Origin of the sequence: Bradyrhizobium sp. I1.14.4 (genome assembly GCF_050435825.1) — a bacterium.
Lineage (GTDB): Bacteria > Pseudomonadota > Alphaproteobacteria > Rhizobiales > Xanthobacteraceae > Bradyrhizobium.
Genome location: NZ_JBNDLA010000007.1, coordinates 162734 through 187474, shown reverse-complemented (window position 1 = coordinate 187474; position 24741 = coordinate 162734). Strand labels below are relative to the sequence as shown.

At 63.2% G+C, this 24741-nt stretch carries 27 protein-coding genes; 16 read left to right on the top strand and 11 right to left on the bottom strand.

All coding sequences use genetic code 11. The features are described from left to right. The first annotated feature begins 82 nt into the window (after positions 1 to 82). The 7 genes from ABIB78_RS16985 to ABIB78_RS16955 all read left to right on the top strand — a co-directional run bounded on the left by ABIB78_RS16985 (position 83) and on the right by ABIB78_RS16955 (position 8751). Complete coding sequence (locus tag ABIB78_RS16985) at positions 83 to 619, top strand: YcgN family cysteine cluster protein (protein WP_429026476.1); 537 nt, start codon at positions 83 to 85, stop codon at positions 617 to 619. A 178-nt stretch (positions 620 to 797) separates the two neighbouring features. Further along, complete coding sequence (locus ABIB78_RS16980) at positions 798 to 2390, top strand: MDR family MFS transporter (protein ID WP_429026473.1); 1593 nt, start codon at positions 798 to 800, stop codon at positions 2388 to 2390. 467 nt (positions 2391 to 2857) lie between these two features. Beyond that, on the top strand, positions 2858 to 4081 hold the full coding sequence (locus ABIB78_RS16975; protein ID WP_429026791.1) for an ABC transporter substrate-binding protein: 1224 nt from the start codon (positions 2858 to 2860) through the stop codon (positions 4079 to 4081). A gap of 94 nt (positions 4082 to 4175) precedes the next feature. Next, positions 4176 to 5051, top strand: a complete 876-nt coding sequence (locus tag ABIB78_RS16970; protein ID WP_429026470.1) for a branched-chain amino acid ABC transporter permease — start codon at positions 4176 to 4178, stop codon at positions 5049 to 5051. 1 nt (position 5052) lies between these two features. Beyond that, entirely contained in the window at positions 5053 to 5979 is a 927-nt protein-coding gene (locus tag ABIB78_RS16965; RefSeq protein WP_429026467.1) for a branched-chain amino acid ABC transporter permease, read from the top strand. Then, positions 5979 to 7460 (top strand): ATP-binding cassette domain-containing protein, encoded by a 1482-nt coding sequence (locus tag ABIB78_RS16960; protein WP_429026465.1) that lies wholly within the window; start codon positions 5979 to 5981, stop codon positions 7458 to 7460. The genes ABIB78_RS16965 and ABIB78_RS16960 overlap by 1 nt, the downstream gene beginning before the upstream one ends. Before the next feature lie 40 nt (positions 7461 to 7500). Beyond that, positions 7501 to 8751, top strand: a complete 1251-nt coding sequence (locus ABIB78_RS16955; RefSeq protein WP_429026463.1) for an ABC transporter substrate-binding protein — start codon at positions 7501 to 7503, stop codon at positions 8749 to 8751. A gap of 130 nt (positions 8752 to 8881) precedes the next feature. On the opposite strand, the gene ABIB78_RS16950 is transcribed toward ABIB78_RS16955, so the two are convergent. Together ABIB78_RS16950 and ABIB78_RS16945 are read right to left on the bottom strand one after the other, a co-directional pair. Beyond that, a complete protein-coding gene (locus ABIB78_RS16950; RefSeq protein WP_429026461.1) occupies positions 8882 to 10096 on the bottom strand; it encodes an NAD(P)/FAD-dependent oxidoreductase in 1215 nt (404 codons plus the stop codon). Positions 10097 to 10186: 90 nt separating this feature from the next. Continuing rightward, entirely contained in the window at positions 10187 to 11821 is a 1635-nt protein-coding gene (locus ABIB78_RS16945) for a thiamine pyrophosphate-requiring protein (protein WP_429026459.1), read from the bottom strand. Between the two features lie 322 nt (positions 11822 to 12143). Between ABIB78_RS16945 and ABIB78_RS16940 the strand changes: the two genes are divergently transcribed. Continuing rightward, on the top strand, positions 12144 to 12308 hold the full coding sequence (locus ABIB78_RS16940; RefSeq protein WP_429026457.1) for a Flp family type IVb pilin: 165 nt from the start codon (positions 12144 to 12146) through the stop codon (positions 12306 to 12308). 31 nt (positions 12309 to 12339) lie between these two features. Here the strand turns inward: ABIB78_RS16940 and ABIB78_RS16935 are convergent, their stop codons facing one another. The 3 genes from ABIB78_RS16935 to ABIB78_RS16925 all read right to left on the bottom strand — a co-directional run bounded on the left by ABIB78_RS16935 (position 12340) and on the right by ABIB78_RS16925 (position 14458). Further along, positions 12340 to 12576, bottom strand: a complete 237-nt coding sequence (locus ABIB78_RS16935; protein WP_429026790.1) for a hypothetical protein — start codon at positions 12574 to 12576, stop codon at positions 12340 to 12342. Positions 12577 to 12638: 62 nt separating this feature from the next. After that, positions 12639 to 13628, bottom strand: coding sequence for a Ku protein (locus tag ABIB78_RS16930; protein WP_429026455.1), 990 nt, complete (start codon positions 13626 to 13628; stop codon positions 12639 to 12641). Positions 13629 to 13876: 248 nt separating this feature from the next. Then, positions 13877 to 14458 (bottom strand): hypothetical protein, encoded by a 582-nt coding sequence (locus ABIB78_RS16925; RefSeq protein WP_429026804.1) that lies wholly within the window; start codon positions 14456 to 14458, stop codon positions 13877 to 13879. A 105-nt stretch (positions 14459 to 14563) separates the two neighbouring features. Between ABIB78_RS16925 and ABIB78_RS16920 the strand changes: the two genes are divergently transcribed. The 5 genes from ABIB78_RS16920 (at position 14564) to ABIB78_RS16900 (ending at position 17560) form a co-directional block, all read left to right on the top strand. After that, on the top strand, positions 14564 to 14722 hold the full coding sequence (locus ABIB78_RS16920; protein ID WP_429026453.1) for a hypothetical protein: 159 nt from the start codon (positions 14564 to 14566) through the stop codon (positions 14720 to 14722). A 536-nt stretch (positions 14723 to 15258) separates the two neighbouring features. Then, positions 15259 to 15528 (top strand): hypothetical protein, encoded by a 270-nt coding sequence (locus ABIB78_RS16915; protein ID WP_429026451.1) that lies wholly within the window; start codon positions 15259 to 15261, stop codon positions 15526 to 15528. A gap of 55 nt (positions 15529 to 15583) precedes the next feature. Next, positions 15584 to 16000, top strand: a complete 417-nt coding sequence (locus ABIB78_RS16910) for a hypothetical protein (RefSeq protein ID WP_429026449.1) — start codon at positions 15584 to 15586, stop codon at positions 15998 to 16000. A gap of 97 nt (positions 16001 to 16097) precedes the next feature. Beyond that, positions 16098 to 17123, top strand: coding sequence for an NAD-dependent epimerase (locus ABIB78_RS16905; RefSeq protein ID WP_429026447.1), 1026 nt, complete (start codon positions 16098 to 16100; stop codon positions 17121 to 17123). A gap of 179 nt (positions 17124 to 17302) precedes the next feature. Continuing rightward, positions 17303 to 17560 carry a hypothetical protein gene (locus ABIB78_RS16900; protein WP_429026445.1) on the top strand — a complete coding sequence of 86 codons (258 nt, stop codon included), beginning with the start codon at positions 17303 to 17305 and terminating at the stop codon, positions 17558 to 17560. A gap of 559 nt (positions 17561 to 18119) precedes the next feature. On the opposite strand, the gene ABIB78_RS16895 is transcribed toward ABIB78_RS16900, so the two are convergent. After that, positions 18120 to 18377, bottom strand: coding sequence for a hypothetical protein (locus ABIB78_RS16895; protein ID WP_429026443.1), 258 nt, complete (start codon positions 18375 to 18377; stop codon positions 18120 to 18122). A 28-nt stretch (positions 18378 to 18405) separates the two neighbouring features. Here ABIB78_RS16895 and ABIB78_RS16890 point away from each other — a divergent pair, with 28 nt between their 5' ends. Continuing rightward, a complete protein-coding gene (locus ABIB78_RS16890; RefSeq protein ID WP_429026441.1) occupies positions 18406 to 18615 on the top strand; it encodes a hypothetical protein in 210 nt (69 codons plus the stop codon). Positions 18616 to 18854: 239 nt separating this feature from the next. Here ABIB78_RS16890 and ABIB78_RS16885 read toward each other — a convergent pair whose 3' ends face one another. Further along, complete coding sequence (locus ABIB78_RS16885) at positions 18855 to 19043, bottom strand: hypothetical protein (RefSeq protein ID WP_429026438.1); 189 nt, start codon at positions 19041 to 19043, stop codon at positions 18855 to 18857. A 656-nt stretch (positions 19044 to 19699) separates the two neighbouring features. Between ABIB78_RS16885 and ABIB78_RS16880 the strand changes: the two genes are divergently transcribed. Continuing rightward, positions 19700 to 20074, top strand: coding sequence for a transposase (locus ABIB78_RS16880; protein ID WP_429026436.1), 375 nt, complete (start codon positions 19700 to 19702; stop codon positions 20072 to 20074). A gap of 35 nt (positions 20075 to 20109) precedes the next feature. On the opposite strand, the gene ABIB78_RS16875 is transcribed toward ABIB78_RS16880, so the two are convergent. Then, the gene (locus tag ABIB78_RS16875) at positions 20110 to 20415 is read right to left on the bottom strand and encodes a hypothetical protein (RefSeq protein ID WP_429026434.1); all 306 of its coding nucleotides are present in this window, start codon (positions 20413 to 20415) and stop codon (positions 20110 to 20112) included. A 155-nt stretch (positions 20416 to 20570) separates the two neighbouring features. On the opposite strand from ABIB78_RS16875, the gene ABIB78_RS16870 reads away from it, so the two are divergent. Next, the gene (locus tag ABIB78_RS16870) at positions 20571 to 21953 is read left to right on the top strand and encodes an undecaprenyl-phosphate glucose phosphotransferase (protein ID WP_429026432.1); all 1383 of its coding nucleotides are present in this window, start codon (positions 20571 to 20573) and stop codon (positions 21951 to 21953) included. A 53-nt stretch (positions 21954 to 22006) separates the two neighbouring features. On the opposite strand, the gene ABIB78_RS16865 is transcribed toward ABIB78_RS16870, so the two are convergent. Genes ABIB78_RS16865 through ABIB78_RS16855 form a run of 3 tightly spaced genes read right to left on the bottom strand, consistent with a single transcriptional unit; the run spans position 22007 to position 24672 of the window. Next, positions 22007 to 22603, bottom strand: a complete 597-nt coding sequence (locus tag ABIB78_RS16865) for a hypothetical protein (protein ID WP_429026429.1) — start codon at positions 22601 to 22603, stop codon at positions 22007 to 22009. Further along, entirely contained in the window at positions 22596 to 23375 is a 780-nt protein-coding gene (locus ABIB78_RS16860; protein ID WP_429026427.1) for a metallophosphoesterase family protein, read from the bottom strand. Before ABIB78_RS16860 ends, ABIB78_RS16865 begins: the two co-directional genes overlap by 8 nt. A gap of 7 nt (positions 23376 to 23382) precedes the next feature. After that, positions 23383 to 24672 (bottom strand): hypothetical protein, encoded by a 1290-nt coding sequence (locus ABIB78_RS16855; RefSeq protein WP_429026425.1) that lies wholly within the window; start codon positions 24670 to 24672, stop codon positions 23383 to 23385. Between the last annotated feature and the right edge of the window lie 69 nt (positions 24673 to 24741).

Sequence of the window (24741 nt, the reverse complement as noted above, 5' to 3'; positions counted from 1 at the left end):
TTTTGCGACCCCGCAATAGCACCCCCTTGCGCACCCCGCGCCGGCATCCCAAGAAGAGCTGCACCACCATTTCAGGGATATCATGACCGCACCGCCCAAGCGCCCGTCGGACCAGGAGGGATTCTTCTGGAAAACCAAGACGTTGGAAGAAATGTCCAATGTCGAATGGGAAAGCCTGTGTGATGGCTGCGCGCGTTGCTGCCTGGAGAAGCTCGAGGACGAGGACACCGGCAAGATCTATTTCACCCATATCTCTTGCAAGCTGCTCGATGCCGGCCTCTGCACCTGCAAGGACTACCCGAACCGTTCCGACCAGGTTCCGGATTGCGTCCGCCTGACGCCCGAAAACGTTCGAACCCTGAACTGGCTGCCGCCGAGCTGCGGCTACCGGCTCGTGGCCGAGGGACGTGACCTCTATTGGTGGCATCCGCTGATCTCGGGCGATCCAAACACCGTTCATGAAGCCGGGGTCTCGGTGCGCGGGCGGGTGCAGGGCACCGAACTCGATGTCAACGACGCCGATCTCGAGGATCACATTGTGCGATGGCCGGGTCTGCTGCCGAAGCAGGCGCGGTTGAAGAAGCGGCCGAAGGTGCTCGGCAAAACGACCAAAGCGTGACGTCGTCGCGGCGTCCGCGATCACGTCACCGCGAGAACGCCGCGGCGGGATGCACCCATGCGCTGAGGTGCCTGCCTCAGCAGCGAATTGCTGCATAAATTGCGAAGCAGAGAATGATTCCATCGCGGGATCAGCCCGCGCAACAGCATTACGCCTCAGCAGCAGCATTACGCCTCAAATGAACAAGTATGAACGGCAGAGCCGGATTCCTGCCGACCAAGAGACATTGCCCGACGACATTGCCGAAGAGCTGTCTCACCTCCCGAGCGAGGTGATCGAACTCAGCGACGCGCCGCCGCTGGCGCCGCCGGCACCGCTCAATCCGGATGAAGTCCGCACCATCGTGATCAGCCTGATGCTGACGATGTTCCTGGCCGCGCTCGACCAGACCATCGTCGCGACCGCGCTGCCCACGATCGGGCGCCAGTTTCACGACGTGACCAATCTGTCCTGGGTGATCACGGCCTATCTGCTCGCCTCCACGGCGGTCGCGCCGGTGTTCGGCACGCTGAGCGACATCTATGGCCGCCGCGTCATGATCATCACCTCGCTCAGCCTGTTCGTGGTCGGCTCGGTGCTGTGCGCGATCGCGCCCAGCATGACCATGCTGATCGTTGCCCGAGGCCTGCAGGGGCTCGGCGGCGGCGGCATCATGCCCGTGGTCCAGACCGTGATCTCCGACGTGGTCAGCCCGCGCGAGCGGGGCCGCTATCAGGCCTATTTCTCCAGCGTCTGGATGGCCGGCGGCATTCTCGGGCCGGTGGTCGGCGGCGTGTTCGCCGAGCATCTGCACTGGTCGATGATCTTCTGGATCAACCTGCCGCTCGCGGCGGCGGCGCTGGCGCTGCTGCTGCCGAAGATGAAGAAGATCCCGGTGTTCCACCGCAAGCGCAAGGTCGACTGGCTCGGCGGCATCCTGCTGATGGCCTCGGCCGTCGTGCTGATGCTGGTGCTGACCTGGGGCGGAACCCGTCTCTCCTGGCTGTCGCCGACCATTACGGCGATGATCGGCGCCTCGATCGCGCTCGCCGGCGCGTTCGTCTGGCACGCGCGCCGGGCCGACGAGCCGTTTCTGCCGCTGTCGCTGCTCGGCGGCTCGGTGGTGCCGTTCGCGATGGGGGCGGGCGGCTGTGCGCTCGGCGCCATGGTCGGCCTCACCGTGCATCTGCCGCTCTATTACGAGGTGGTCTACCACCTCACCGCCAGCGAGGCCGGCCTCGCGCTGATCCCGCTCGCGGCGATCTCGACCTTCGGTGCGGCGATCGCCGGCCGGACCATGGCGAAGGCCAGGCACTACAAGCGCGTCGCCATCGTCGGCACCTCGGTGGCTGCGATCTGTGCCGTCGGGATGGCCGTGACGACGCTGCCATTGTGGGGATTGCTGCTGTTGATGAGCGTGTTCGCGCTCGGGCTCGGCACCACATTTCCAATCAGCGTGGTGTCGCTGCAGAACGCGGTGGCGCGCCCGCAGGTCGGCACCGTGACCGGCGCGATGAACTTCTTCCGCGCGATGATGGCCTCCTTCACGGTCGCCGCGTTCACCACGATCCTGCTGATGACGCTGGGGACCGACATCTCGCTCGCCGGCGAGCATCATGCCGCGGCTGCCAGCACCGTGAGCGCGATCCCGATGGCCGACATGATCACGGCGTTCCGCTACGTGTTCGGCGCCGCCGCCGTGCTGCTGACCACCGCTTCCATCTGCATGATCACGATGGAAGAGCGCCCGCTGGCTGGTCCCGGCGTGCCACCGGCCGAGATGGCGGAGTAGGGCGGGCACTTTTGCTCCCGCGAATGCCGGGATGACATCCCGGATGGACGTCAAGCAGCACGATGTCATCACCCGCGAAAGCGGGTGATCCAGTATTCCAGAGACAGCAGTGTGTGAGCCGAGAGGCCGCGGCGTACTGGATCGCCCGCTTTCGCGGGCGATGACAGTTGTGCACCGAGCTGCACTTCGGATAAAGCGAAATATTTTTACTGTGGCGCTTGCGCCGTCGGGCAACTCAGTGATTGGCACCCCGCGCTTTTATTCCCGCGCTGCCTCATCTTTGTTCAGCCGCAGAGTCCCACCCACTACTTTAGTTGCCGTCCATGCATGGCGATCTGCGCGCAGTTTCACTTGCTGCGCATTTTGTCGCGGCTATAGTCCGGCCCCAAGAGCTCGAAGCGGCCGAACAAAAGTCAAAAAAGGAGAGAAACAGGGTGACAAGAACATCGCGACTGCCTGTTCATGCGATGCAGCAACTTGCCGGAGCGGCCGTGTTGGGCCTTTTGGCTGCGGCTCCCAGCGGAGCGCTGGCTGCCGACACCCTCAAGATCGGCGTGATCGCCGAAGCGCAGGCGATTGCCGGCGCGTCGATCCCGCAGGCGGCGCAGCTGGCCGCCGACGAAATCAACGCGAAGGGCGGCATCGACGGCCGCAAGATCGAGGTCGTCAGCTACGACAATCACTCATCCTCGGCGGATTCGGTGCGCGCATTCCAGCGCGCGGTCAACGAAGACAAGGTCAACGTCGTCATCTCGAGCTACATCAGCGAGGTGGTGCTGGCGCTCGAGCCCTGGGCTTCGCGCCTCAAGACGCCGTTCGTCACGCCCGGCGCCGCCTCCAACGAGATCAGCAAGAGCGTCCACGCCGACTACGAGAAGAACAAGTACACCTTCCACGGCTACCTGACTTCGGCGGCGCTGGCGCTGTCGGTCTGCGACGCCGCCAAGAATCTGCTGGTCGATCAGAAGCACATGAAGACCGCGGTCATCATGAGCGAGGATGCGGCCTGGACCAAGCCGCTCGATGTCGGCTACGAGGAATGCCTGCCGAAGATCGGGCTCAAGGTCGTCGACCATATCCGCTTCTCGCCTGATACCACCGACTTCACGCCGATCTTCAACAAGGTCGAGGCCGCGAAGCCCGACGTGATCATCACCGGCATCTCGCATGTCGGCGTGCAGCCGACGGTGCAGTGGAAGAATCAGCAGGTGCCGATCCCGATGTTCGGCATTTCCTCGCAGGCGACCAACGAGACCTTCGGCAAGGACACCAACGACGCGGCGGAAGGCGTGCTGTATCAGGGCGTGTCGGGCCCGAACGTCGCGGTGACGCCGAAGTCAGTGCCGTTCGCGGAGGGCTTCAAGAAGCGCTACGGCAACTATCCATCCTACGCGGGCTACACCGCCTATGACGAGGTCTACTACATTGCGGATGCGGTGAAGCGTGCCGGCTCGGTCGAGGCCGACAAGATGGTCGATGCGCTGGAGAAGACGGATTGGGAAGGCACGATCGGACGCGTCCAGTTCTACGGCAAGGACGATCCGTTCACCCATTCGATCAAGTATGGCAAGGGCCTGATCACCGGGCTGATGCTGCAGTGGCAGGGCGGCAAGCAGGTCGCGGTCTGGCCGAAGGAGGTCGCCAAGAGCGACCTCAAGTTCCCGAGCTTCATCAAGCTCACCACCAACTAACCGATGACAATACTCCCGGGCCGGCCCCGGGAGCATCGTTATTCAGTTCCGCGTCCTCCACAACAGGCAGTCCTGCTGCCGCGGCCGATATGAGATGCTTGCCTTACAAATCCTGATCGATGGCTTTGCCATCAGTGCGCTCTATGCACTCGGCGCTACCGGCTTCACCCTGATCTTCGGTGTCTCCGGCGTTCTCAACCTCTCCCACGGTGCCATCATGGTGGCGGCAGCGGTCGCGGCCTGGGCCGCGGCCAGCGTGCTGCACCTCGACATCTACACCGGCGCGCTGGTCGGCGTCGCCGTGGCGCTGATCATGGCGTTCGCGACCTATTTCGCGGTCGTGAAGCCGATCCAGAATTCCAGGCGGATTCCCAACGAGGAGAAGGAAATCTTCGTCCTCACCGGCACCTTGCTGTGGGGCATCATGATCCAGGAGCTGATCGCCTATTTCTTCACCAACAACGCCAAGACGGTGCTGCCGATCGTCGAAGGCGTCGTCGACATCTTCGGCAACCGCACGCCGCGCAACAATATCTTCACCGCGCTGGTGTGCTGCCTCGTGATCGGCCTGCTGTGGCTGCTGGTGAACCGGACCAGGACCGGCAAGGCGGTGCTGGCGGCCTCGATGAACCCGCGCGGCGTCACCTTGCTCGGCCTCGAGCTCACCCAGATCTACATCGTGGTGTGGGGCATCTACGGCATCCTGGCCGGCATCGCCGGCGTGCTGCTCGGCATGTTCCTCGGCGTCAGCTCCTACAGCGTCGGGCCGCTGACCGCGAGCGCGTTCTCGATTGTGGTGCTCGGCGGCCTCGGCAGCGTCTCGGGCTCGCTGATCGCAGCCTTCGTCGTCGGCTATCTCGAGACCATCACCGCCTACATGATCTCGCCGGCCTATCGCACCATCCCGGCGCTGCTGCTGCTGGTGTTCGTGATGTATATCCGGCCCCAGGGCCTCTTGGGGAGGCGCTGAGATGGCCAACTTCTTCACGTCGCGCCTGTTCTTCATTTCGCTGGCCTGCGTGGCGGTTGCCGCGACGCTGCCGCTCTACGTCTCGGGCTACATCCTCGGGCTGCTCACCGTCGCGTTCTATTTCGGCGTGTTCGCGATGGCCTGGGACCTCCTGTTCGGCTTTGCCGGCGAGGTCAATTTCGGGCCGACCTTCCTGATCGGCACCGGCGCCTACACCGCCGGTATCCTCAACAACCAGTTCGGCTGGTCGGTCTATCTCTGCATTCTGCTCGGCGCGCTGGCCTCGGTTGTCGCGGGCTTCGTACTGGCGCTGCCGGCGCTGCGGGTGAGGGGACCGTATTTCGGCCTGACCACGCTGGTGGCGGTGCTGATGCTGCAGAACTTCATCGTGGTGTTCGCCGATCTCACCGGCGGCGAGATCGGGCTCACCATCCCTGATGTCATCACCATCAATGCCGGCGCCAATTACTGGATTGCGCTCGGCTTCATGACCGTGAGCGCCGCGATCCTCTACGGCCTGTCGCAATCGCCGGTCGGACTCGTGCTGCAGGCAAGCGGGCAGGACCCGGTGCAGGCCGGCGCGCTCGGCTTCAACATCGTCAAGCACAAGCTCGCGGCCTTCATCGTCAGCGCCTTCTTCTCGGGACTGTCGGGGGCGCTGCTGGTGTTCTACTTCGGCACCGCCTCGGTCGGCACCGTGGTCGATGTAGCGGTCGGCGTGAACGTGATCGTGTCCGCCGTACTCGGCGGCCGGCGCACGGTGCTGGGCGCGGCGCTCGGCGCGATCTTCCTGATCGTGGCCGGCGAGTTCCTGCGCCCGACCGGCGAGCTTGCGACCTTCATCGTCTCGGCGGTGGCGCTGCTCGTCGTGCTGTTCTTCCCCGGCGGTTTCCTCGGAGCGGCCCTGTCACGCGAGGCGCGCTCGTAATGGATCAGACTGTGATCACCACTCCGACGCTCGCGGTTCGCGGCCTGACCAAGCGGTTCGGCGGCCTGACCGCGGTGAAGAATCTGAGCTTCGAGCTGCGCCCCGGCGAGATCCTCGGCCTGATCGGTCCAAACGGCTCGGGCAAGTCGACTGCGATGAAGAGCGTGATGGGCATCGAGCGCCCGACCGCGGGCGAGGTGCTGTTCGAGGGCGAGAACGTCGCCGGGCTGCCTGCGCACAAGATCGCGCGCAAGGGCTTTGGCATGGTGTTCCAGCACTCGCGGCCGCTGAACCGGCAGACCGTGCTAGAGAACATCATGGTCGCGCTGCTGCCCGACAGCCTGCTCATGCTGTTTCCCGACAAGGCGCTGACCGAGCGCGCCAAGTGGATCGCCGAGCGCGTCGGGCTCGGCACGGTGATGGACCGCCGTCCGCCGACGCTGCCGTTCGCCGATCTGCGCCGGCTCGAACTGGCCAAGGCGATCGCGCGTGATCCGAAAGTCGTGCTGGTCGACGAGCCCTTCGCTGGCCTCACCAGCGCCGAGGTCGGCGTGTTCTCGCAACTGATCCGCAGCTTCCGCGACGAGGGTCGCGCAGTGATGCTGGTCGACCACAACGTCAAGAGCGTTGCGGCGCTGGTCGACCGCGTGCTCGCGATGTATCTCGGCGAGGAGATCACGACCGGCCGCGCCGAGGACGTGATGAAGAACGAGACCGTGCGGCGGGTCTATCTCGGCGGCGCGATCGAGATCCATGCGCGGCCCGAGACCTCCTTCAAGGACAAGGTGCCGCTGCTGCAGGTCGAGAATGTCAGCGTGCATTACGGCAAGGCGCAGGCGCTGGAGAACGTCTCGATCCACGTCCATGAGGGCGAGTTCGTCTCCATCGTCGGCCTCAACGGCGCCGGCAAGACCACGTTGTTCAACACCATCTCGGGCTTCCTGCCCTACACCGGCGAGATCCTGCGCGGTGGCGAGAAGTTGCGCGGCACCGGGCCGGCGAAGATCGCCCGCCAGGGCCTCGTGCAGTGCCCGGAATCGCGCGAATTGTTCGGCGAGATGACGGTGCGGGAAAACCTCGATCTCGGCGGCCAGCATCTCGACGATGCGGCGAGGGCGAGGCAGCTCGCCTGGCTGTTCGAACTGTTCCCGATCCTCAAGGAGCGTCAGGGCCAGATGGCGCAGACGCTGTCCGGCGGCGAGCAGCAGATGCTGGCGATCGGCCGCGCGCTGATGATGCAGCCGCAGATCCTGATCCTCGACGAGCCGACGCTGGGCCTGGCGCCGGTCATCCTCGAACTGCTGTCGAAGGCGCTGGAGAAGCTGCGCCAGACCACCAAGATCACGGTGCTGCTCGGCGAGCAGAACGTGACCTTCGCGCTTCCGCATGCTGACCGCGTCTATGTGCTGGAGCACGCGCGGATCGTCTGGGAGGGCGATCCGGGCCGGTTCGCCGCGGAGGCCGGCAAGGACTTTCTCTGACGCTCGAAAATTTAAACAACAAAACAAAGCAAGGGAGATCATGATGTCACGATATTCAACCACCGCACGCGCGGCGCTTTTGCCGCTGGCTTCGGCGCTCGCGCTCTGCCTCGCGGCGCCGGCCTATGCGCAGTCCAAGGATCCGATCAAGATCGGCATCATCGCCGAGGTGCAGTCGATCGCGGGTGCGGCGACGCCGGGCGGCGCGCAGATCGCGGCCGACGAGATCAACGCCAAGGGCGGCGTGATGGGCCGCAAGATCGAGATCGTCACCTACGACAACAAGAGCTCGTCGGCCGATTCAGTGCGCGCGTTCCAGCGCGCGGTCAGCGAGGACAAGGTTTCGGCCGTGATCGCGAGCTACATCAGCGAGGTCGTGCTGGCGCTCGAGCCGTGGGCCTCGCGGCTGAAGATGCCGCTGATCACGCCCGGCGCCGCCTCGAACGAGATCACCAAGGCTGTTCACAACGACTATGAAAAGAACAAGTACACCTTCCACGGCTACCTGACCTCGGCCGCGCAGGCGCAGCTGGTCTGCGACGCGGCCAAGGAGCTCTTGGTCGACCAGCTCAAGTTCAAGTCGGTCGCGATCATGAGCGAGGATGCGGCCTGGACCAAGCCGCTCGATGTCGGCTACGAGGCCTGCCTGCCGAAGGCCGGCCTGAAAGTCGTCGAGCACGTCCGCTTCTCGCCCGACACCACCGACTTCACGCCGATCTTCAACAAGATGGAAGCCGCCAAGCCCGACGTGATCGTCACCGGCATCTCGCATGTCGGCGTCCAGCCCACGGTGCAGTGGAAGAACCAGCAGGTGCCGATCCCGATGTTCGGCATCAGCGCGCAGGCGCTGAGCCCGACGTTTTGGGGCGACACCAACGGCGCGGCCGAAGGCGTGCCCTCGCTCGCGGTGGCGACGCCCGACGTCGCGGTCACGCCGAAGACCAAGCCGTTCGCGGCGGCCTTCAAGGCCAAGTTCGGCACGCCGCCGGCCTATACCGGCTACACCGCCTATGACGAGGTCTACATCATCGCCGAGGCGATCCAGCGCGCCGGCTCGACCGATCCGGACAAGATGGTCGCCGAGCTCGAGACGACCGACTTCGAGGGCACGATCGGCAAGATCCAGTTCTACGGCAAGAACGACGAGTTCACCCACGGCATCAAGTCCGGCCCGGGCGCCGTCACCGGCCTCGTGTTCCAGTGGCAGGGCGGCAAGCAGATCACGGTCTGGCCGAAGGCGATCGCGGAAGGGAAGCTGAAGTTTCCGGATTTTGTGAAGCTGTCGCAGTAACGGCGCGAGCTACATACTCGTCATGCCCGGGCTTGTCCCGGGCATCCACGTCTTTTGCATCCATGCGAATAAAGACGTGGATGGCCGGGACAGGCCCGGCCATGACGATGCGGAAACGTCAGTTCCAGAACTACATTCGCGTCGGCGGTGCCGCCTGGATCGTCGGCGCGGCGGCCGCAAGCAGTGCGGCGCGATCGCCGTTGCGCGGCGGATAGATGCGCTGCTGGTTGATGGTCTGCTTGGTGAGCTTGGCGGCGGCGCCGGTGGTGTGCACCTCGCGGTCCCAGCCGGTGGTGTAGAGGGCGCCCCAGGCGCCGAGATCGAGCACCGTCACATACCAGTCGATGGTGAGCGGCAGCAGTTCTTCGCCGAACAAGTCAGCAACCACATTATGACCGGCAAAGCGGCCCATCGGCCGCGCGAACTGGCAGGACATCACGGTCGAATGCTCGCCGTCGATCAGGCAGGCGGCGACGTCGCCGGCGGCGAATACACCATTGAGGCCCTCGACGCGCATGCAGTGGTCCACCGCGAGGCGGCCGAGCCCATCGCGCTTGACCGCAACCGTCGCAGCGAGCGGGCTCGCGTGCATGCCGGCGCACCACACCACGGTCGCGGCCGGAATGATCTCGCCGGTATCGAGCGTGATGCCGACGGCGCCGACGGCGTTGACCCTGGCGCTAAGCCGCATCTCGACGCCGAGCGCGGCCAGCGCCTCGTTGATCACCGGGCGGCCATGGGCGCCAAACGTTGCGCCGACCGCCGCGTTGGGATCGATCAGGATGATGCGGTGATCGCCGGTGATGCCGGCGTGCGCGAGCTTGGCCGGCATCTCGGCCGCGACCTCGATCCCGGTGAAGCCGGCGCCGACGACCGCGACCGTTGAACGTGCCTGCGATGGCTGCTGCTTGCCGAGCGCCGCCAGATGCGTGTCGAGCCGCATCGCCGCCTGGTAGGTGTCGACGTCGAAACTGTGCGCGGCCAAGCCGGGGATGGCAGGGCGGACCAGCTCGCTGCCGGTCGTCAGCACCAGCCGGTCGTAGGTCAGCGTGTCCGCGCCTGCGCTCGTCCTGACCACGACTTCGCGCTTCGCCGGATCGATCGCCGCGACCTCAGCCACCCTATGTCGGACGCCGACCGGATCGAGCAGATCGTTGAGCGGCAGCGCGACCTCGCCGAGATCGACCTCGTAATTGCGCACCCGGATGTTGTGATAGGCGTTGCGATCGACGACAAGAATCTCGGTGTCGGCCGCGCGCGCGCCGATCTCGTCGCGCTTGCGGGCCGCGCCGAGCGCGGCCCATAGCCCGGCAAAGCCGGCCCCCAGCACCAGGATGCGCGCCATCTCTCCCTCCGATCCTCTCGCGAAGGAGCTTGCCCGCGCGGGTCGGGTCAATCAAGTGGGCGGGTGGCGTCCGAGTTGCTGCGTGATGCCTCACGTCCCCGGCCGCGACACCTCGGTCTCCTTGCTGGTGATGAATTCCAGCAGCACCGGCACGCCTTCTCTGGTCTTCTGGATGCCGCGCTTGATCGCGGGGATGATGTCTTCCGGCTTCGTCACCCGCTCGCCGTAGCCGCCGAAGGCCCGGGCCATCGCGGCGTAATCGCCGGAGATGTCGGTCGAGCGATACTTCTCGGTCGAGATCGGCATCACCTTCAGTTCGATCGCCATCGAGAAATTGTTCAAGAGGATCGACATGATCGGAATCCGTTCGCGCACCGCGGTCTCGAAATCCATCCCCGTAAAGCCGATCGCGGCATCGCCCCAGACATTGATGCAGAGCTTGTCCGGTTTTGCCAGTTTGGCGCCCATCGCGAGACCCAGACCGTAGCCGAGCTGCGTGGTCTTGCCCCAGCCGATATAGGATAGCGGCTCGACCGATTTCCAGAACGGCGACAGCTGGTCGCGCGGGCTGCCGGCGTCATGGGTGATGATGGTGTTGTGGATGTCGACGGTGTGCTGCAGATCCCACAGCACGCGGTAGGGATTGAGCGGCGCATCGTTGTGCGTCAGCTTCGGCATCCACTTGGCGAGCCATTCCTTGTGCGAAGCGGCGATCTCTTCCGCGACCGCGCTCGCATTGCGGTCCGAGGTCACGGTCTTGCCGATCTCCTCCAGCAGCGCGTCGAGCACGAGGCCGGCGTCGCCGACGAGCCCGATCCTGGCCTCGACATCCTTGTTGATGTGGTTCGGATCGAGCGTCGAATGGATGATGGTCTTGCCCTTCGGCATCGCGATGCCGAACGACGTCTCGGTAAAGGAGCAGCCGATGCCGAAGGTCACGTCGGCTTCGCCCAGGAATTTCGGCACCGCGCGCGGCACGGCCAGGCCGCCGGAGCCGAGCGACAACGGATGCGTCTCCGGGAATGATGACTTGCCGCCGAGACTCGTGGTGACGGGAATCGCGAGCCGCTCGGCGAGGCGCTTGAGCTGCGGCCAGGCCTTGGCGTAGTGCACGCCCTGGCCGGCATAGATCACCGCGCGCTTGGCGTTGACGAGGAGGGCGGCCGCTTCCTTCACATGGACGGGGTCGGCGCCATAGCGGGTGCGCAGCACCGGCGTGTAGTTCAGGGGCTCCGGCACCTCCTCATTCCACATGTCGGCGGGGATTTCGACGATCACCGGCCCGCCACGGCCGTTCTTCAGCCTGGTGAAGGCGCGGCGGAAGATGTTGCAGACTTCCGCGGCGATGTTGATCGGCTCCGAGGATTTCGAGAACGCCTTCATCGCCTGGCTGGAATTGAAGTTCGGATCGATGTTCGCCAGCCGGCGCGCATAGCCCATCGGCAGCACCAGCACCGGCACGGATTCGCCGTAGCACTGCGCGACGCCGCCCATTGCGTTTTCGGCGCCCGGGCCGTGCTGCATGCAGAACGCGCCGATCTTTTCGCCCGAGGTGACACGGGAGATCGCGTCCGCCATGTGCACGCCGATGCGCTCCTGGCGCACCATCACGGGGCGGATGTCGGCATTTGCGGCGTATTCGATCAAATGGTTGACCGGATAGCCCGTGAGGATCTCAATCCCCTCGCGCTTCATGATTTCCGCGATCGCGGTGCCGAGCTTCATGACGGTCACTCCCTTTGCATGCGGCCGGTTCGTTCCGGCCTCGTTGTCGTCCTGTCCGATAAAGGAACAGGATTCCGCCGACCGGTAAAGCGCGGCCGGGGCCGGATCAAGTAGTCCTGATATGCGTTTACGCCCAATCGCGGCTAGCCGCCTCGCGGGGCGACGGCACGATACAGGCAGAACTAGCAGCGAGTTTCTCTGCAACCCTTAAGCGATCGTTCATTCTGTCCATCAATGGGCCGTCAACCAATGTGGCCTAGTTTGGCAGGCATATTACTACGGCGCGGGAGAAAAAGCCGCGGGCGTCGGACAGGAGCTTTTCATGCGCGCGTTGCTGGCAAGATTTCTGCGTGACGAAGTCGGGGCGACGGCGATCGAATACGCCATCATTGCCGGCGGCATCAGCATCGTGATCGTCGCCGGCGTCAAGAGCATCGGCACCAGTGTGAGCGGCCAATTCAGTGCCGTCGGTGCGGCGTTCAAGTAAGCGCTGCCGGACACGCTTCACACTTTCCGGTTCAGCCGCCTCCGCGGTCTCCATTCAGCGCGCGCAGCATCGCGATGCGCGCGAACATCAGCCAGCCGGCGCCGCGTTCCGCCGCGTTGATCAGATGCTCGACCGCAATCTGCCAGCGTGGCTCCCGCTGGGCGTCTTCAGATAGCTTCATGATGTAGTCGGCGGCCTGCTGCAGCGTCACCAGCGCGCCGCCGCGATGCAGCGCGATCGGTTCGTCAAACGGTGTCGACCAGGGCATCTCGACCAAGACGTCTCAGGCGCGGCGGATCGGGGTCATCTGGCAATCGCCGCGCTTCGTCCTCAGCCCGCCTTCTTGCGCGCCGCGGTGCCCTGGGCGCGCGCAGTCTTCTCGGCCTTCTTCGGCTCGGGCTTGGCGGCCTCCTTGGGCTCGCGCTTGCCGCTGCCCGAGATCGGCAGCAGCATTTCGCGCTGGCCCTCGATGCGCTTCTTCGGTTTCTTGCCCTTTGCCGCCTTTGCCTCGGCCTTTGCTTCAGCCTTGGCGGGAGCGGTCTGTTTTTCGTTGGCGAGGCTCTTCTTCAGCGCGTCCATCAGGTTGATGACGTTGCCGCTGGTCTTCGCCGCGGGCTTGGCGACCTTGATGCCGTTGCGCTTCTGGTTGATCAGGTCGATCAGCGCCTGCTCGTAGCGGTCCTCGAATTCCTCCGGATCGAACTCGGCGGACTTCTGCTCGACGATGTGCCTTGCGAGATCGAGCATGTCCTTGGTGATCTTCACATCCTGGATGTCGTCGAAATACTCCTTCTCGCTGCGGACCTCGTACGGGTAGCGCAACAGCGTGCCCATCAGTCCGTTGTCGAGCGGCTCGAGCGCGATGATGTGCTCGCGGTTGGTCAGCACCACGCGGCCGATTGCGACCTTGTTCAGGCTGCGGATGGTCTCGCGGATCACTGCAAAGGCGTCGTGGCCGACCTTGCCGTCGGGAACGAGGTAGTAGGGGCGGATCAGATAGCGGCTGTCGATCTCGCTGCGCGGGACGAATTCGTCGATCTCGATGGTGCGGGTCGAATCCAGCGCGATGTCGTCGAGCTCTTCCTTGGTGACCTCGATGTAGGTATCGGTGTCGACCTTGTAGCCCTTCACGATGTCTTCGGTGGAGACTTCCTCGCCGGTCTCCGCATCGACCTTGGCGTATTTGATCCGGTGGCCGGTCTTGCGGTTGATCTGGTTGAAGGAGACCTTTTCGGTATCCGAGGTTGCCGGGTACAGGGCAACCGGGCAGGTCACGAGCGAAAGGCGCAAAAAGCCCTTCCAGTTGGCGCGGGGGGCCATAGGCAAAACTCCGGGAAAACTCCGATTACGCAACTGACGGATCGGTCAAGGATAACACTGGGAACCCCAGTTTGAAACAACCCGGCCCGGTGAATCTCGTAACGGCGTTAACCGTGGCCTCCAACCCTGGGCCCGCTTGACGCGGTGCCCGGACGGCCGTCGGGCAGCCGTCAAACCGCTCGGAACATCACTCCGGATCACGCGTTGGCCTTTCGAAGGGGAGCGGCAATGGCCGGAATTACAGGCACTTAAGCAAAGAGGTCGCCATGGCAACGGAACGGCACGGTCAGATCGTCGAAATCCCTACCGAGGCGCGTCAGGCCGAACCGGGACCATCTGTTCTCGCGCTGCTCACGGCCTCGACTGGGCTTGCTGTCCTGATCCTCGGCATTGTCTGGTTCGCCTTCTTCCGCGTGTAGCGCCGCTATCATTTCTCCCGCCTGCGAGGTCTTCATTGTTAAACCGAGATGCAGGGGAGAACGGGCCGCGATCCGCTTGTGAGCGATCCGCTTGTGAGCGACGCGCTTGTGAAAATGTGTGCGGTCGATCACGCTTGCTTCTGGCCGCGGCCGGGCATGCGGGCCGCGTGGCATAGTCAAGCTGCGCGATCGTCTTGACACACGATACTCATCTGCAAGACCGGCCAGAATATCAAGGCCGGCCGGAATATCATGCAAACGAAAATTCCCGCAAACGGCCGCCGCGATCGAAGTCAAATCCCGGATCATGTCGAGTAGAATTTTCTTGAGCCAAGATTTTCTCGAGCCAAGGTTTTCTTGAGCCAGGAATTTTTCTTGAGTGACGGCTCGCGGCTTCACAAGATTTTGCAATGATGGTCTGTGATGCTCCGGGCGAATTGCAGCAGCAGCGGCGCGTCATGAGATCATCGAAATTGACTGCTAGCTGATTTGAATCAGATCCGTCTTGAGCTTGAGATGTTGTATCGGCAAGAAGAAAAAAACTCGTTGTTGGTGCGCCTCAAGGAGAAAAGCGTATCAGGCGTCTTCGTCGGACTGACGGTGCTGGCGATGGCGGGGTGGATTTATCTTCTCAGCTCGTTGTTCCTGAAATTCATGCTCTGGTGGTTCTCCTGAGGTTTCTCTCGCGAGAACAACTCTAGTTGGCGCCTGACCATTGTTGCGCCGTTCGATTGCACAAAAATTCCAGCGGCTGAACAATCTTTCGGCGTGCGCAATCATGATGTCGTCATAACTTCGGAATGTTAATAACATCGGGGCGAACACGTGGACGACTGTGATGCTTTCTCCTGTTCTCATTCTCGCGGCGGCATTCGTCGCAGGCTTCCTCTCCGGTTTCGCCGCGCGCTCGTGGCGATCGCACAAGCGCCGCGCGCGATATCGGATCTATGCGCCGTATGTGGCGCCGTCAGCCGCTAAATCGTCGAGGCGAGAACAGCCGGTCAGCGCGTTCGGCCACATGCGCCGCGCGTTCTAGCTCGGGACGTCGGCGGGTCCGATCAGCTGACGCGGCGGCAGGGTGAGTTGGGGTTGGCGGACAATATGCAATCGATCACCTTGTCTCCGTCCGTTGCTGCCGCCGGGCTGGTCGTGTGCCGGCGCCAGCCTGATCTCGCCGCCGGCCCCGCGGATCGCAAGGGAACTTTCACAACATGAATGATCTCAGGGGGCATTCGCCGAGGCGGTATGTCGTCGATGTCAGTGGCCGGCGCGTGCTGGTCGGCCTCACGCCGGAAGAGACGTCGGAGTTCGAGGGCCTGGATTCCTCGCTGGCGGAGCGCGGAGACCGGGATGCGGGCCTTCTGCCGTCAGCCGGCGAGGGACGGTGGCTCGAACTCTACGACAAGCACGACAAGGCCTGGATCAAGTGGAAGGCCGATCTGAGGGACCGGTACGAGGGCAATTCACTCTTTTTTAACTAAGACCGGGCGATTTTGACCTATCCTGCCTGAATGGGCCCGAACCGGATACTGACAGATGTTTCAGCTGTTTTTGCGGGCTCGCGCGCATGACCTGATCAGGTCGCGGCGTGGCGAGGAAGGTTTCAAGGCACGCTCGGCCGAGCGGGATGCCGAGACCGATCGCGCCCGGATCGGATCGATCATGGCCGCAATCGAGGCCGCGTTGCAGGCGGCCGAAAGCGAGCAATCCGGCCTTGGCCGTCGTGTCGATGATGTTCTCGCCCGTGCCGCGGTAACCCTCGGCAACGGCACCGACGAATATCTGGAACGCGAGGCGCTTGACAACTATCATCAAGACCTGTTTGACGCCGAAATCTCCAACGGCCAGCGCCGGCTGAAGGAATTGGCGACCGAGATCGCGCACTTCAAGTTCATGAAGGCCGCGGTCCTGAGCCGCTTTCCGGACTACAAATCTCCGGCCGCCAGCAACTGACGCCCTGCGGCCGGAACGCGAAGACGGCCGCTGCGGCGGCATTTGACGGCCTATTCGGCCTGGTCCGGCGCAAGGCGAAAGGCACAGGCAAAACGTGATGATCGCAGGCAATCTACTCGTCACGGGCTGCGCCGGCTTTATCGGCCTCCATCTGGCTGAGCATTTGCTGCGGTCAGGGCAGCCGGTCATCGGCATCGACAATCTGAACGGCTACTATGATCCGGCGCTCAAGCACGCGCGCCTCGATCTGCTCAAGCAGCACCGCGGCTTCACCTTCCTGGAACTCGACCTCGCCGACCGCGCCGGGATGAAAGCGCTGTTCGAGCGTTATCGCTTCGAGGTCGTGGTGCATCTCGCTGCGCAGGCCGGCGTGCGCTATTCCCTGCAGAACCCGCATGCTTATGTGGATTCCAATCTGGAGGGCTTCCTCAACATCCTGGAGGGCTGCCGGCATACCGGATGCCGGCACCTGCTGTTTGCGTCGTCGTCGTCGGTCTACGGCGCCAACACCAAGCTGCCGTTTTCGATCCACGACAACGTCGATCATCCGGTCAGCCTGTACGCCGCGACCAAGAAGGCCAACGAACTGCTCGCCCATTCCTATAGCCACCTCTATCGCATACCGACGACCGGGCTGCGGTTTTTCACCGTGTATGGGACGTGGTATCGGCCGGACATGGCGCTCTATGCGTTCGCCGACGCGATTACCAAGCGGACGCCGATCCAGCTGTTCAACAACGGCAATATGCGGCGCGACTTCACCTATGTCGATGACGTGGTCGAGGCGATGGTGCGGTTGATCGGCCGTGCGCCCGAGGGCGACGTCAACTGGTCGGGAGCGCATCCCGATCCGGGTTCGAGCAGGGCGCCCTGGCGGGTCTACAACATCGGCAACAGCCGGCCGGAAGAACTGATGCACGTGGTGGCGCTGCTCGAGCAGGGCTTCGGCCGGCAGGCCGAAAAGCAGTTGTTACCGATGCAACCAGGGGATGTCCTGGAGACGTCAGCCGATGTCTCAGATCTGGAGCGCGAAATCGGCTTTCGGCCGCAGACGCGGATCGAGGATGGCATTGCCAGATTTGTCGCCTGGTATCGGGCTTATCACGACGTCGATCGCACCTAAAGCGCGACGAGAATCGCCATCGCGCTTCAGCTCCTTGCTTGAGCATGACCTCCGCGCAAACGCTTTGCGTTCGTCGCGAGGGGAAAATCGCTTCGCACTTTTCCGGATCATGCTCTAGTGCGCTCCTCGCGAATCCAGGCTCGAGAAAAACCTGGTTCGCCACGGAACGGAGTGCGGCAATGAGAGTTATCACTGGTTTTGCGGTTGCTTCAGCCGTGATCATCGTCTCCGGTGCAATGCTTCCGGCGCACGCAATCGACGCCCAGGTCGCGCGCGCCTGCGATGCATTGGTCGCGAAGGCATTTCCACCGCGACAGCCCGGCAATCCGGCTTCCGGCAGCCCGCGGGGCGGCGCAAAGGATCAGCGGGACTATTTCAACAAGTGCGTCGCCAATGGTGGCAAGATGGACGACGGCACCGCTCCCAGATCAAAATAGCGCGTGGCCGCGACGCGCGCTGCGAATTAGAGATGCTTATGGCGGTTGGCGGCGCGAACTGGACTTCGTTGCGATGTTCGTGTGCAATGCGCAGACGCAATTTAGTGCACGAAGCACGAAGGCGCTTGCTCAATCTGGTCCTGGCCGAAGCGCATCAACGCCGCTCATCTTGGAATTAGAATAGCATCGTCGCGTTCGGCCCTCATCGAGGCGAATCTTGCGCGTGGCTGCACGTGGAGCGTTGAACCTTCCGTCGCAGCATCAGATCAACGGGGGATAAATCGGACGATGCCGCGATGTTCGTAACGGTTCGAAACATTTTGCGATCAGTGCGACGGCCGTGTCCGTTGCAACCTCCCATGCCGTTCGGTCCAACCTGTTATGCGCAGAGCGAATCCGATGGATCGGAGGGCAGCAGATTTAGTGTGTGCACGCCGTCCTTGGTGGAATATCTGGTTTGAAGCGGAACGCCGCTTCAAGGCGCGAGCCATTGACGCGGCGAGATTGTGATGGCGCGCAGGCGCCCTCCGGTTTCAATCGCGATTGCTGCAATCAACGATCATCGAATGATTTCATGCTCTTGGTGGCGCCTGATGGTCGGCGCCGGCCGTGCTGTTTCGCCGCGCGTCGCATCGCTGCCGCTGCCATCCCATCGCGACGACACAATACAGCCATCGATTAAACGTTTCGCTATCAGGTTGTGGAACCCAATTGGAAAATTTTCGTCAGGGGCGCGTTGGTCGCAAACCTGCCCCATTAACCCCTTTCCATGTGTGCGATCCAACTCTGTCATCGAAACTTCAATCACATCGCTCATACCCCTAACCGCAGAGCGAGGGCGCGCCATGAAGCAGCACAAGATTCAAGACTTGCATCAGCCGATCGAAGAGGCGTTGCTCGCGACCAATCAATCGCTGCGCAACGAGGTCGTTGCGCTGATGCTTGATATCGCTGAACTGCGTGAAATTCACGAGCGCCCGATTGCGTCTCGTTCGTACGGTGTATCCCGTGAGCAGACCAGCCCGCGCGCCGCGTTGCGCCGGGTTCATCGCTGACGTTCGTCGGCGAATTCCTCACCGAGCAATTGCCACCATTTCCGCGCCGGCTCGGCGAGAGTGGTGGTTTGTCGACGGTCGTGGATAACTCAATTTAAAATTGCGAAGCGTATTGGCCCAGATTGCTGCGGGCTCGAGTTGCTGCGGGCCCAAATTGCCTCGGGCCCGAACAAGCTGCTCCGCAGGCCGTCCGACGGCTTCCACGACAAGTGTTGCGCTTGAGAGCGAGGCGAGGGCCGTCAGTGCTCTTGAGGCACAGACTTGTGTGCCCCGACATCGGACAGGCGCTCGCGCAGGATCCAAGTCTGCAGGACCAGCTCGACGGCGGTGTGCCGGAGCTCGAAATTCTCTGCGACGAGACGTTCCAGGGCATCGTTCGCCTCGCTGGACGCGGATCGTTTGCCCTCGAAGACCTTGAGACGCGCCATAGTGTCGATCCTCGCAAAAATGTTGATCAGAGATGGGCTCTGACAAGCGTCAGCACAGGATAGTTCGCGGATTGTCGGGCGGTCGTGGTTCCGCCGGATGGCCCTCGTGTAGGAAAGTGCCTAATTGATAATTCGCGGATCGAGCTATGAATGTTAGATTTCGTGAAAATAATCCTCAAATATTTTGAAATCCTCATGACACCTAACGCCTCAGTAACTACTGCTGGGCGTGCGTGCCGGCAAGCCGCCGGACGCTGAGGTCGCGCGTTTAATTTGTTAGAATTTTGTGAAACTCTCGCTTGACTGGCGGCGCGACTATCACGGAGAGGCATGGTGGACTCACAACCTGTCGCAGGACCGATTGGATACTCTCACTTGTGAATGCAAACGGTGCGCCAGTTATCCAGATCAAATTCTCATACGCAGAAAGTCGTATAACTTTTTCTGCCGGATCCCTTCTGAGGGGGAATATTGCACATATATTTCAGCAAACACCTTGCGGCTTCGGCGTTTCTTCGCAAAATGCGTTGTTGCCGACGGCAAGTTCGAGGCTCCCGAAAGACCCCCGGGAAATCCTCAATTTGAATTTCCTATTGCATTTACATAGCTTATAGGCCATGCGATGATTGCTAATCTAGGGGGCAATGAGATGACCAATGAGGCGTCATTCTACTGACGAGATCACTTCCAAGGTCAAACAGGCCGAGGAACTCATGGCGCGGGGGCAATCACAAGCCCAAGCGTGCAAGGTGCTGGGTGTTAGCGTGATGACATTTCACCGCTGGCGCAAGCAGGAGGCCGCGCGCGGCCACCACGCGAATGGTACTGTTACCGAATTCGCAGCTCACACCGATGATCGAGATGGACCTCCCCCTGTCCGCAACCGTATTGACGAATTGCGGCTGGAAAATGAACGGCTACGCCGGATCGTGACTGACCTGCTGCTCGAGAAAATGAAGATCGAGGAAAAGCTTGCGCTCAGGTCTCGTAGCGGGAGCGGTCTGTCTCGCCGTGGTGAAGTCCAGAGCTGACGAAGGCTGATCCGTTAATCGAGAAGGCTGATCCGTTAATGGATACGTGGGGGCCTGGGAGCCAGCAGCAGCTGGTCGCTCAGATGCGCCTTTTCCGATCTTGCGCGCAGCTCCTCGAGGATTGGACGTAGTTTGGCCTGTGCCAGGTCCAGACCTCTGACGATGTCCTGATTCGGCATTTCGGCCGGAAAGCGGGCCGATCGCAGCTTTGTTTCAACCGCCTTGACCAGCACCTCGACGTCGTCGCGGTGCTGGCCTGCGACGAGCTCGGCGCCCATCAGGCGGATCAAGTGAAGGAGGGCCACCAGCGCGGCCTCGGTTTCGCCAGCCGATGAAGTCATAGACGCTCTCTGTCCGATATTGCCGGCAGGCCTTGCGAGCTCACAACCTGCCTGATAATACACATATGAATTGTTAACACGAATGTTAATTCCCGATGACCGACCTTTCGGACGCTCGAATAGCGAAGGTACCGGTTAACTTCGGCGCCTTCTCGTTGGCTTTTGCCTCTCTCGAAGCGTTTGCTGTCGCCTTCGAGATGATCATCGTCGTGCTGTCCAGCATCATTGGTGGCGCGGCCTATCATCTGTTCTACTACCACACGGTTTATAGCAACAGCTTTGAGGGTTTTCTAGGGATCGGGGTCCTCGCCGCGATCCTTCACATGTTCGTGGCGAAGTCGCAGGGCCTCTACAATGCCCAGGTACTGGCCGGTCTCGACCGGCGCTGGAGTAGCCTGCTCGGCGGCTGGCTGCTGGTTGTCCTGCTGATGACCCTGATCATCTTCCTCTTGAAGGTTGGCTCCGGCGTCTCGCGCGGATCGGTGATGTCATTTGGTCTGATCGGCAGCCTTGGGCTGGTGACCGGACGGATGTTGCTGCAGGCGCCGCTGCAACGCGCGATCGACCGCGGCATGCTGGCCACGCGCCGCGCCGTCGTGGTCGGGATGGCGGACGAATTGTCCCGGGTGCGGCAATCGAACCTGCTGCGCGATTTCGGCCTCAGCGAGGTGCGACGGATCCAGCTTTCCGGATTGTCAGACGACGTGAGCGATCGGGCGGCCGTAGCAGCCGCGATCCACGCGGCGCGGGAGTGCGGCGCCGACGAGATCATCCTTGCCATGCCCTGGCAGCAGGAGCCGCGCATCCAGTTCGTGTGCGATCAGCTACGGGCGTCACCGCTGCCGGTGCGGCTGCTGCCCGATCGGACCGCGGAACGATTCCTGGCGCTGCGGATGGTGGCGACCGGGCCGATACCGACGCTGGAAATGCAGCGCTCGCCACTTACCTCGCTCGAGCGAGCCGGCAAGCGCCTGTTCGACATCGTGGCATCCAGCGGCCTGCTGGTGCTGTTCGCGCCGCTGTTGATCGGGACGGCGATTGCGATCAAGCTCGACTCCAGGGGGCCGATCCTGTTCCGGCAGCGCCGCAACGGGTTTGACGGCAAGCAGTTCCATATCCTCAAATTCCGCTCGATGCATGTGCTCGAGGATGGCGACGTCATCACCCAGGCTCGTCAGAACGATCCGCGGCTGACCGGGATCGGCGCAACGCTGCGCCGGCGCAGCATTGATGAACTGCCGCAGCTGGTGAACGTGCTGCGCGGCGACATGTCGCTGGTCGGGCCGCGGCCGCACGCGCTGGCACATGACGACAAATATTCGAAGCTGATCGCGAGCTATGCGCAGCGCCAGCACGTCAAGCCCGGCATCACGGGTCTCGCCCAGGTGCAGGGGTTGCGCGGCGCGACGCCGGCGATCGAGGACATGCAGCTGCGCGTCGCGCACGACCTCATCTACATCAAGAGCTGGAGCTTCGTGCTTGACCTGCGCATCCTGTTGCGCACGGTCGGTGCGGTGCTGCGCCACAAAGGCATCTGACGGCCGGGTGCCTGACGGCTGGGCATCTGACGCCGCCAACGTGCTGGCGCGCGTTACTCCGGAAAGCTCTGGTTGGCGTCCTTGAATTCCGCCTCGATGATGCGGCGGTTGGCGTCGGTCGCCACGCGATAGGCCTGGACGATAGCGCCCTTCAGCTCCGGCGCGCGGGTGAGGATCAGGCGGATCTGCCGCTGCAGCAGATCGACCAGCTCCACATCGCGTGTCGTGTCGACCTGCGCGAGCAGGACCAGGCGCGGCGCGATCAGGTCGCTACGGTTGAAGCCGGTGTAGTATGACATCTTCAGCGCCTTCGATGCGGTCGGGTTCAGCCAGTCGAACCGCCCGGTCGCCGAGGCGAGGCCGAACCAGGCGCCGGCGTCCATCGGCGAGAGGCGAAGCGCGCGCGTGAAGGCGGCTTCGGCCGTCTCGGGCGACGTCTGCAGTTCGCTCCAGCCCTCGCGCAGCCAGAGCTCGCTTCTGATCACGCCGACATCGGCCGCGAGCGAAGGCTTGCCGCGCAACGCTTCCGCGCCGAGCCACCAGGCCGACAACGCCAGCGTCGCGGCGCCGATCGCAGCCGCGGCCGGCACGAAGGCCGGCGACAGGTGCCGCGCGTACCGGTTGATCGCGTCAGCCTTCGCGCTAGCCATGGCGTGCGGCCCGGTTGCCGGTCGTCAGCAGGGTTCGCCGTGCTCCCTCCAGCTTGACGCAGGTCAGGCGGCCGGTCGCATAGGCGCCGGTGTCGACATTGATGCGATTGCGCAGCAGTTCGGCCTCATGCACCGGCGTGTGGCCGTGGACCACGACCTTGCCGAAATCATCTTCCGACATCAGGAAGTCGTCGCGGATCCAGAGCAGGTCCTCCTTGCGCTGTTGCTTGAGCGCGATGCCGGGCCTGACGCCGGCATGCACGAAGAAATATTGGCCGGAGGAATAGGTGATCGGTAGCGATCGCAGGAAGGCGAGATGGGCCGGCGGCATCTGGCGCACCAATTGCTGGGCGAGCGCCTGCCGTTCCGCGGCGTCGGGATTGGGCGAGGGTGTCAGTCCATAGGACATCAGCGTTTGCAGGCCGCCGAACTGCCGCCACTGCGCGAGCATGTCGGGATTGACCAGAAACTCCAGCAGGCAGGCCTCGTGATTGCCGAGCAGGCAGACCATGCTACGGGTCTGGCGGCGTTGATCGAGCATGGCGATCACATCGCGCGAATCCGGTCCGCGATCGATGTAGTCGCCGAGGAACACCTGGATCGGCCGCGCCGGCCGCGACCTGCGGATATCGGCATCGATGCGTGCGCAGATCTCGTGCAGCAGGTCGGCGTGTCCGTGGATATCGCCGACGGCGTAGATGCAGGGCTCGTCGCCCTCGTCATGTTCGAGGTCGCCGGTCTGGCCGACAATGCGCCGGAGGAGGCTGCGCATCTGTCGTCTAGCCCGTCTGCAACCGTGAACGGCTGATCCGCTGGGCCAGTCCTGTTCCGATCACGGCTCCCAACACGATCACTCCGGGCAGCGCCGGCAATTCCGGCAAGGTGAAGGCGGCAAGCAGCAGCGTCAGCATCACGGCCGCGGCCGCCGCGGGATAGGACCAGTCACGGCCGCGATTGCGTGCGCCGGCCGTGAATGCGGCGATGCCCAGGATCGTAACCGCGAGTAAAGTCCAGAACATGGCGGAACCGAACTGGGTGATCAAGGCGGCGGCGCTGGTCGCAATCACGGGCCGCGTGGTTGCGCCTTGCCAGTCCATATATGTCGATGCCAGCGTCGCCGTGGTGCCGGCGCCGCTGCCGAGTGCGGGCAGGTCGGCGAGCAGATTGTGGGTCGATTGCACGAGATCGGCCGGCGCATGGACGAAGGCGACGGCAAGCGCGACATCGGGATGACGGTTGGCGATCGCCGTCGCCAGCGCGATCAGCGCGATTGCGGCCGCCGCTCCGGCGCTGCTCCAGCGATGCAAATGAAGCTTTCGCGCGGCGAAGGTCATCACGACGAGAGCGATGCCGGCAGCGAGTGCGATCGCGGCGCCGCGACGCCCGTACCAGCAGGCGCAGGCGGCGCAAAACAGCGCGCTGGCGGCGAGCAACCCGCGCAGCTGCGCCAACCGAACCGCCGCGCGGCCGGCATGTCCGCGAGTGTCGAGTGCGCGCGCCAGGCTGAGCGGAACGCCAACGAGAGCGATGACCAGGAATCCGTTTGCCGTCTCATCGCGCGCAGCGCCGGCAACGCCAAGCCACACTTTGACGGGATCGCTGTCCAACAGCAGGATCAGGGCCGCGACCGTAGCCGTTGCTGCAATGGTGCGGGCCACCATGTCGGCGCGGCGGACATCGATCGCGATCGCGGCGGCGGTGATTATGACTGATAGCAGCGACAGCCAGAGCAGCAGCGCGCCAAGGCTGGCGCCGGTGTCGATCGTGACGCTGCCGCTGAGCGGTGCACCCAGTGTTTCGCCGGCGAACTTCCACACCGGATGCGCCCAGAACGAGAGCGGAAGCATCTGCAGGATGATCCAGAACATCGGCACGAGCGCCGCCGCAACAGCGGGGCCGACAACCGACTTCAGGAACGAAAGTTCACCCGGACGGATCGCCATCAGGCTTGCCAGCAGCCCAAGCGAGGTTGCGGCGCCGACGAGGCCGGTTGCGAGCGATGCGTCGAACAGACCCACCGGAATCGACGCCCCGATCAAGATGCAGATAAAGGCCGTGACGTTCCACACGAGAGGGGCAAATCCTTGGGAAACAGATCCTGCGGAGGATGAGAACGCAAGGCAGCGGGATGCCCCGGG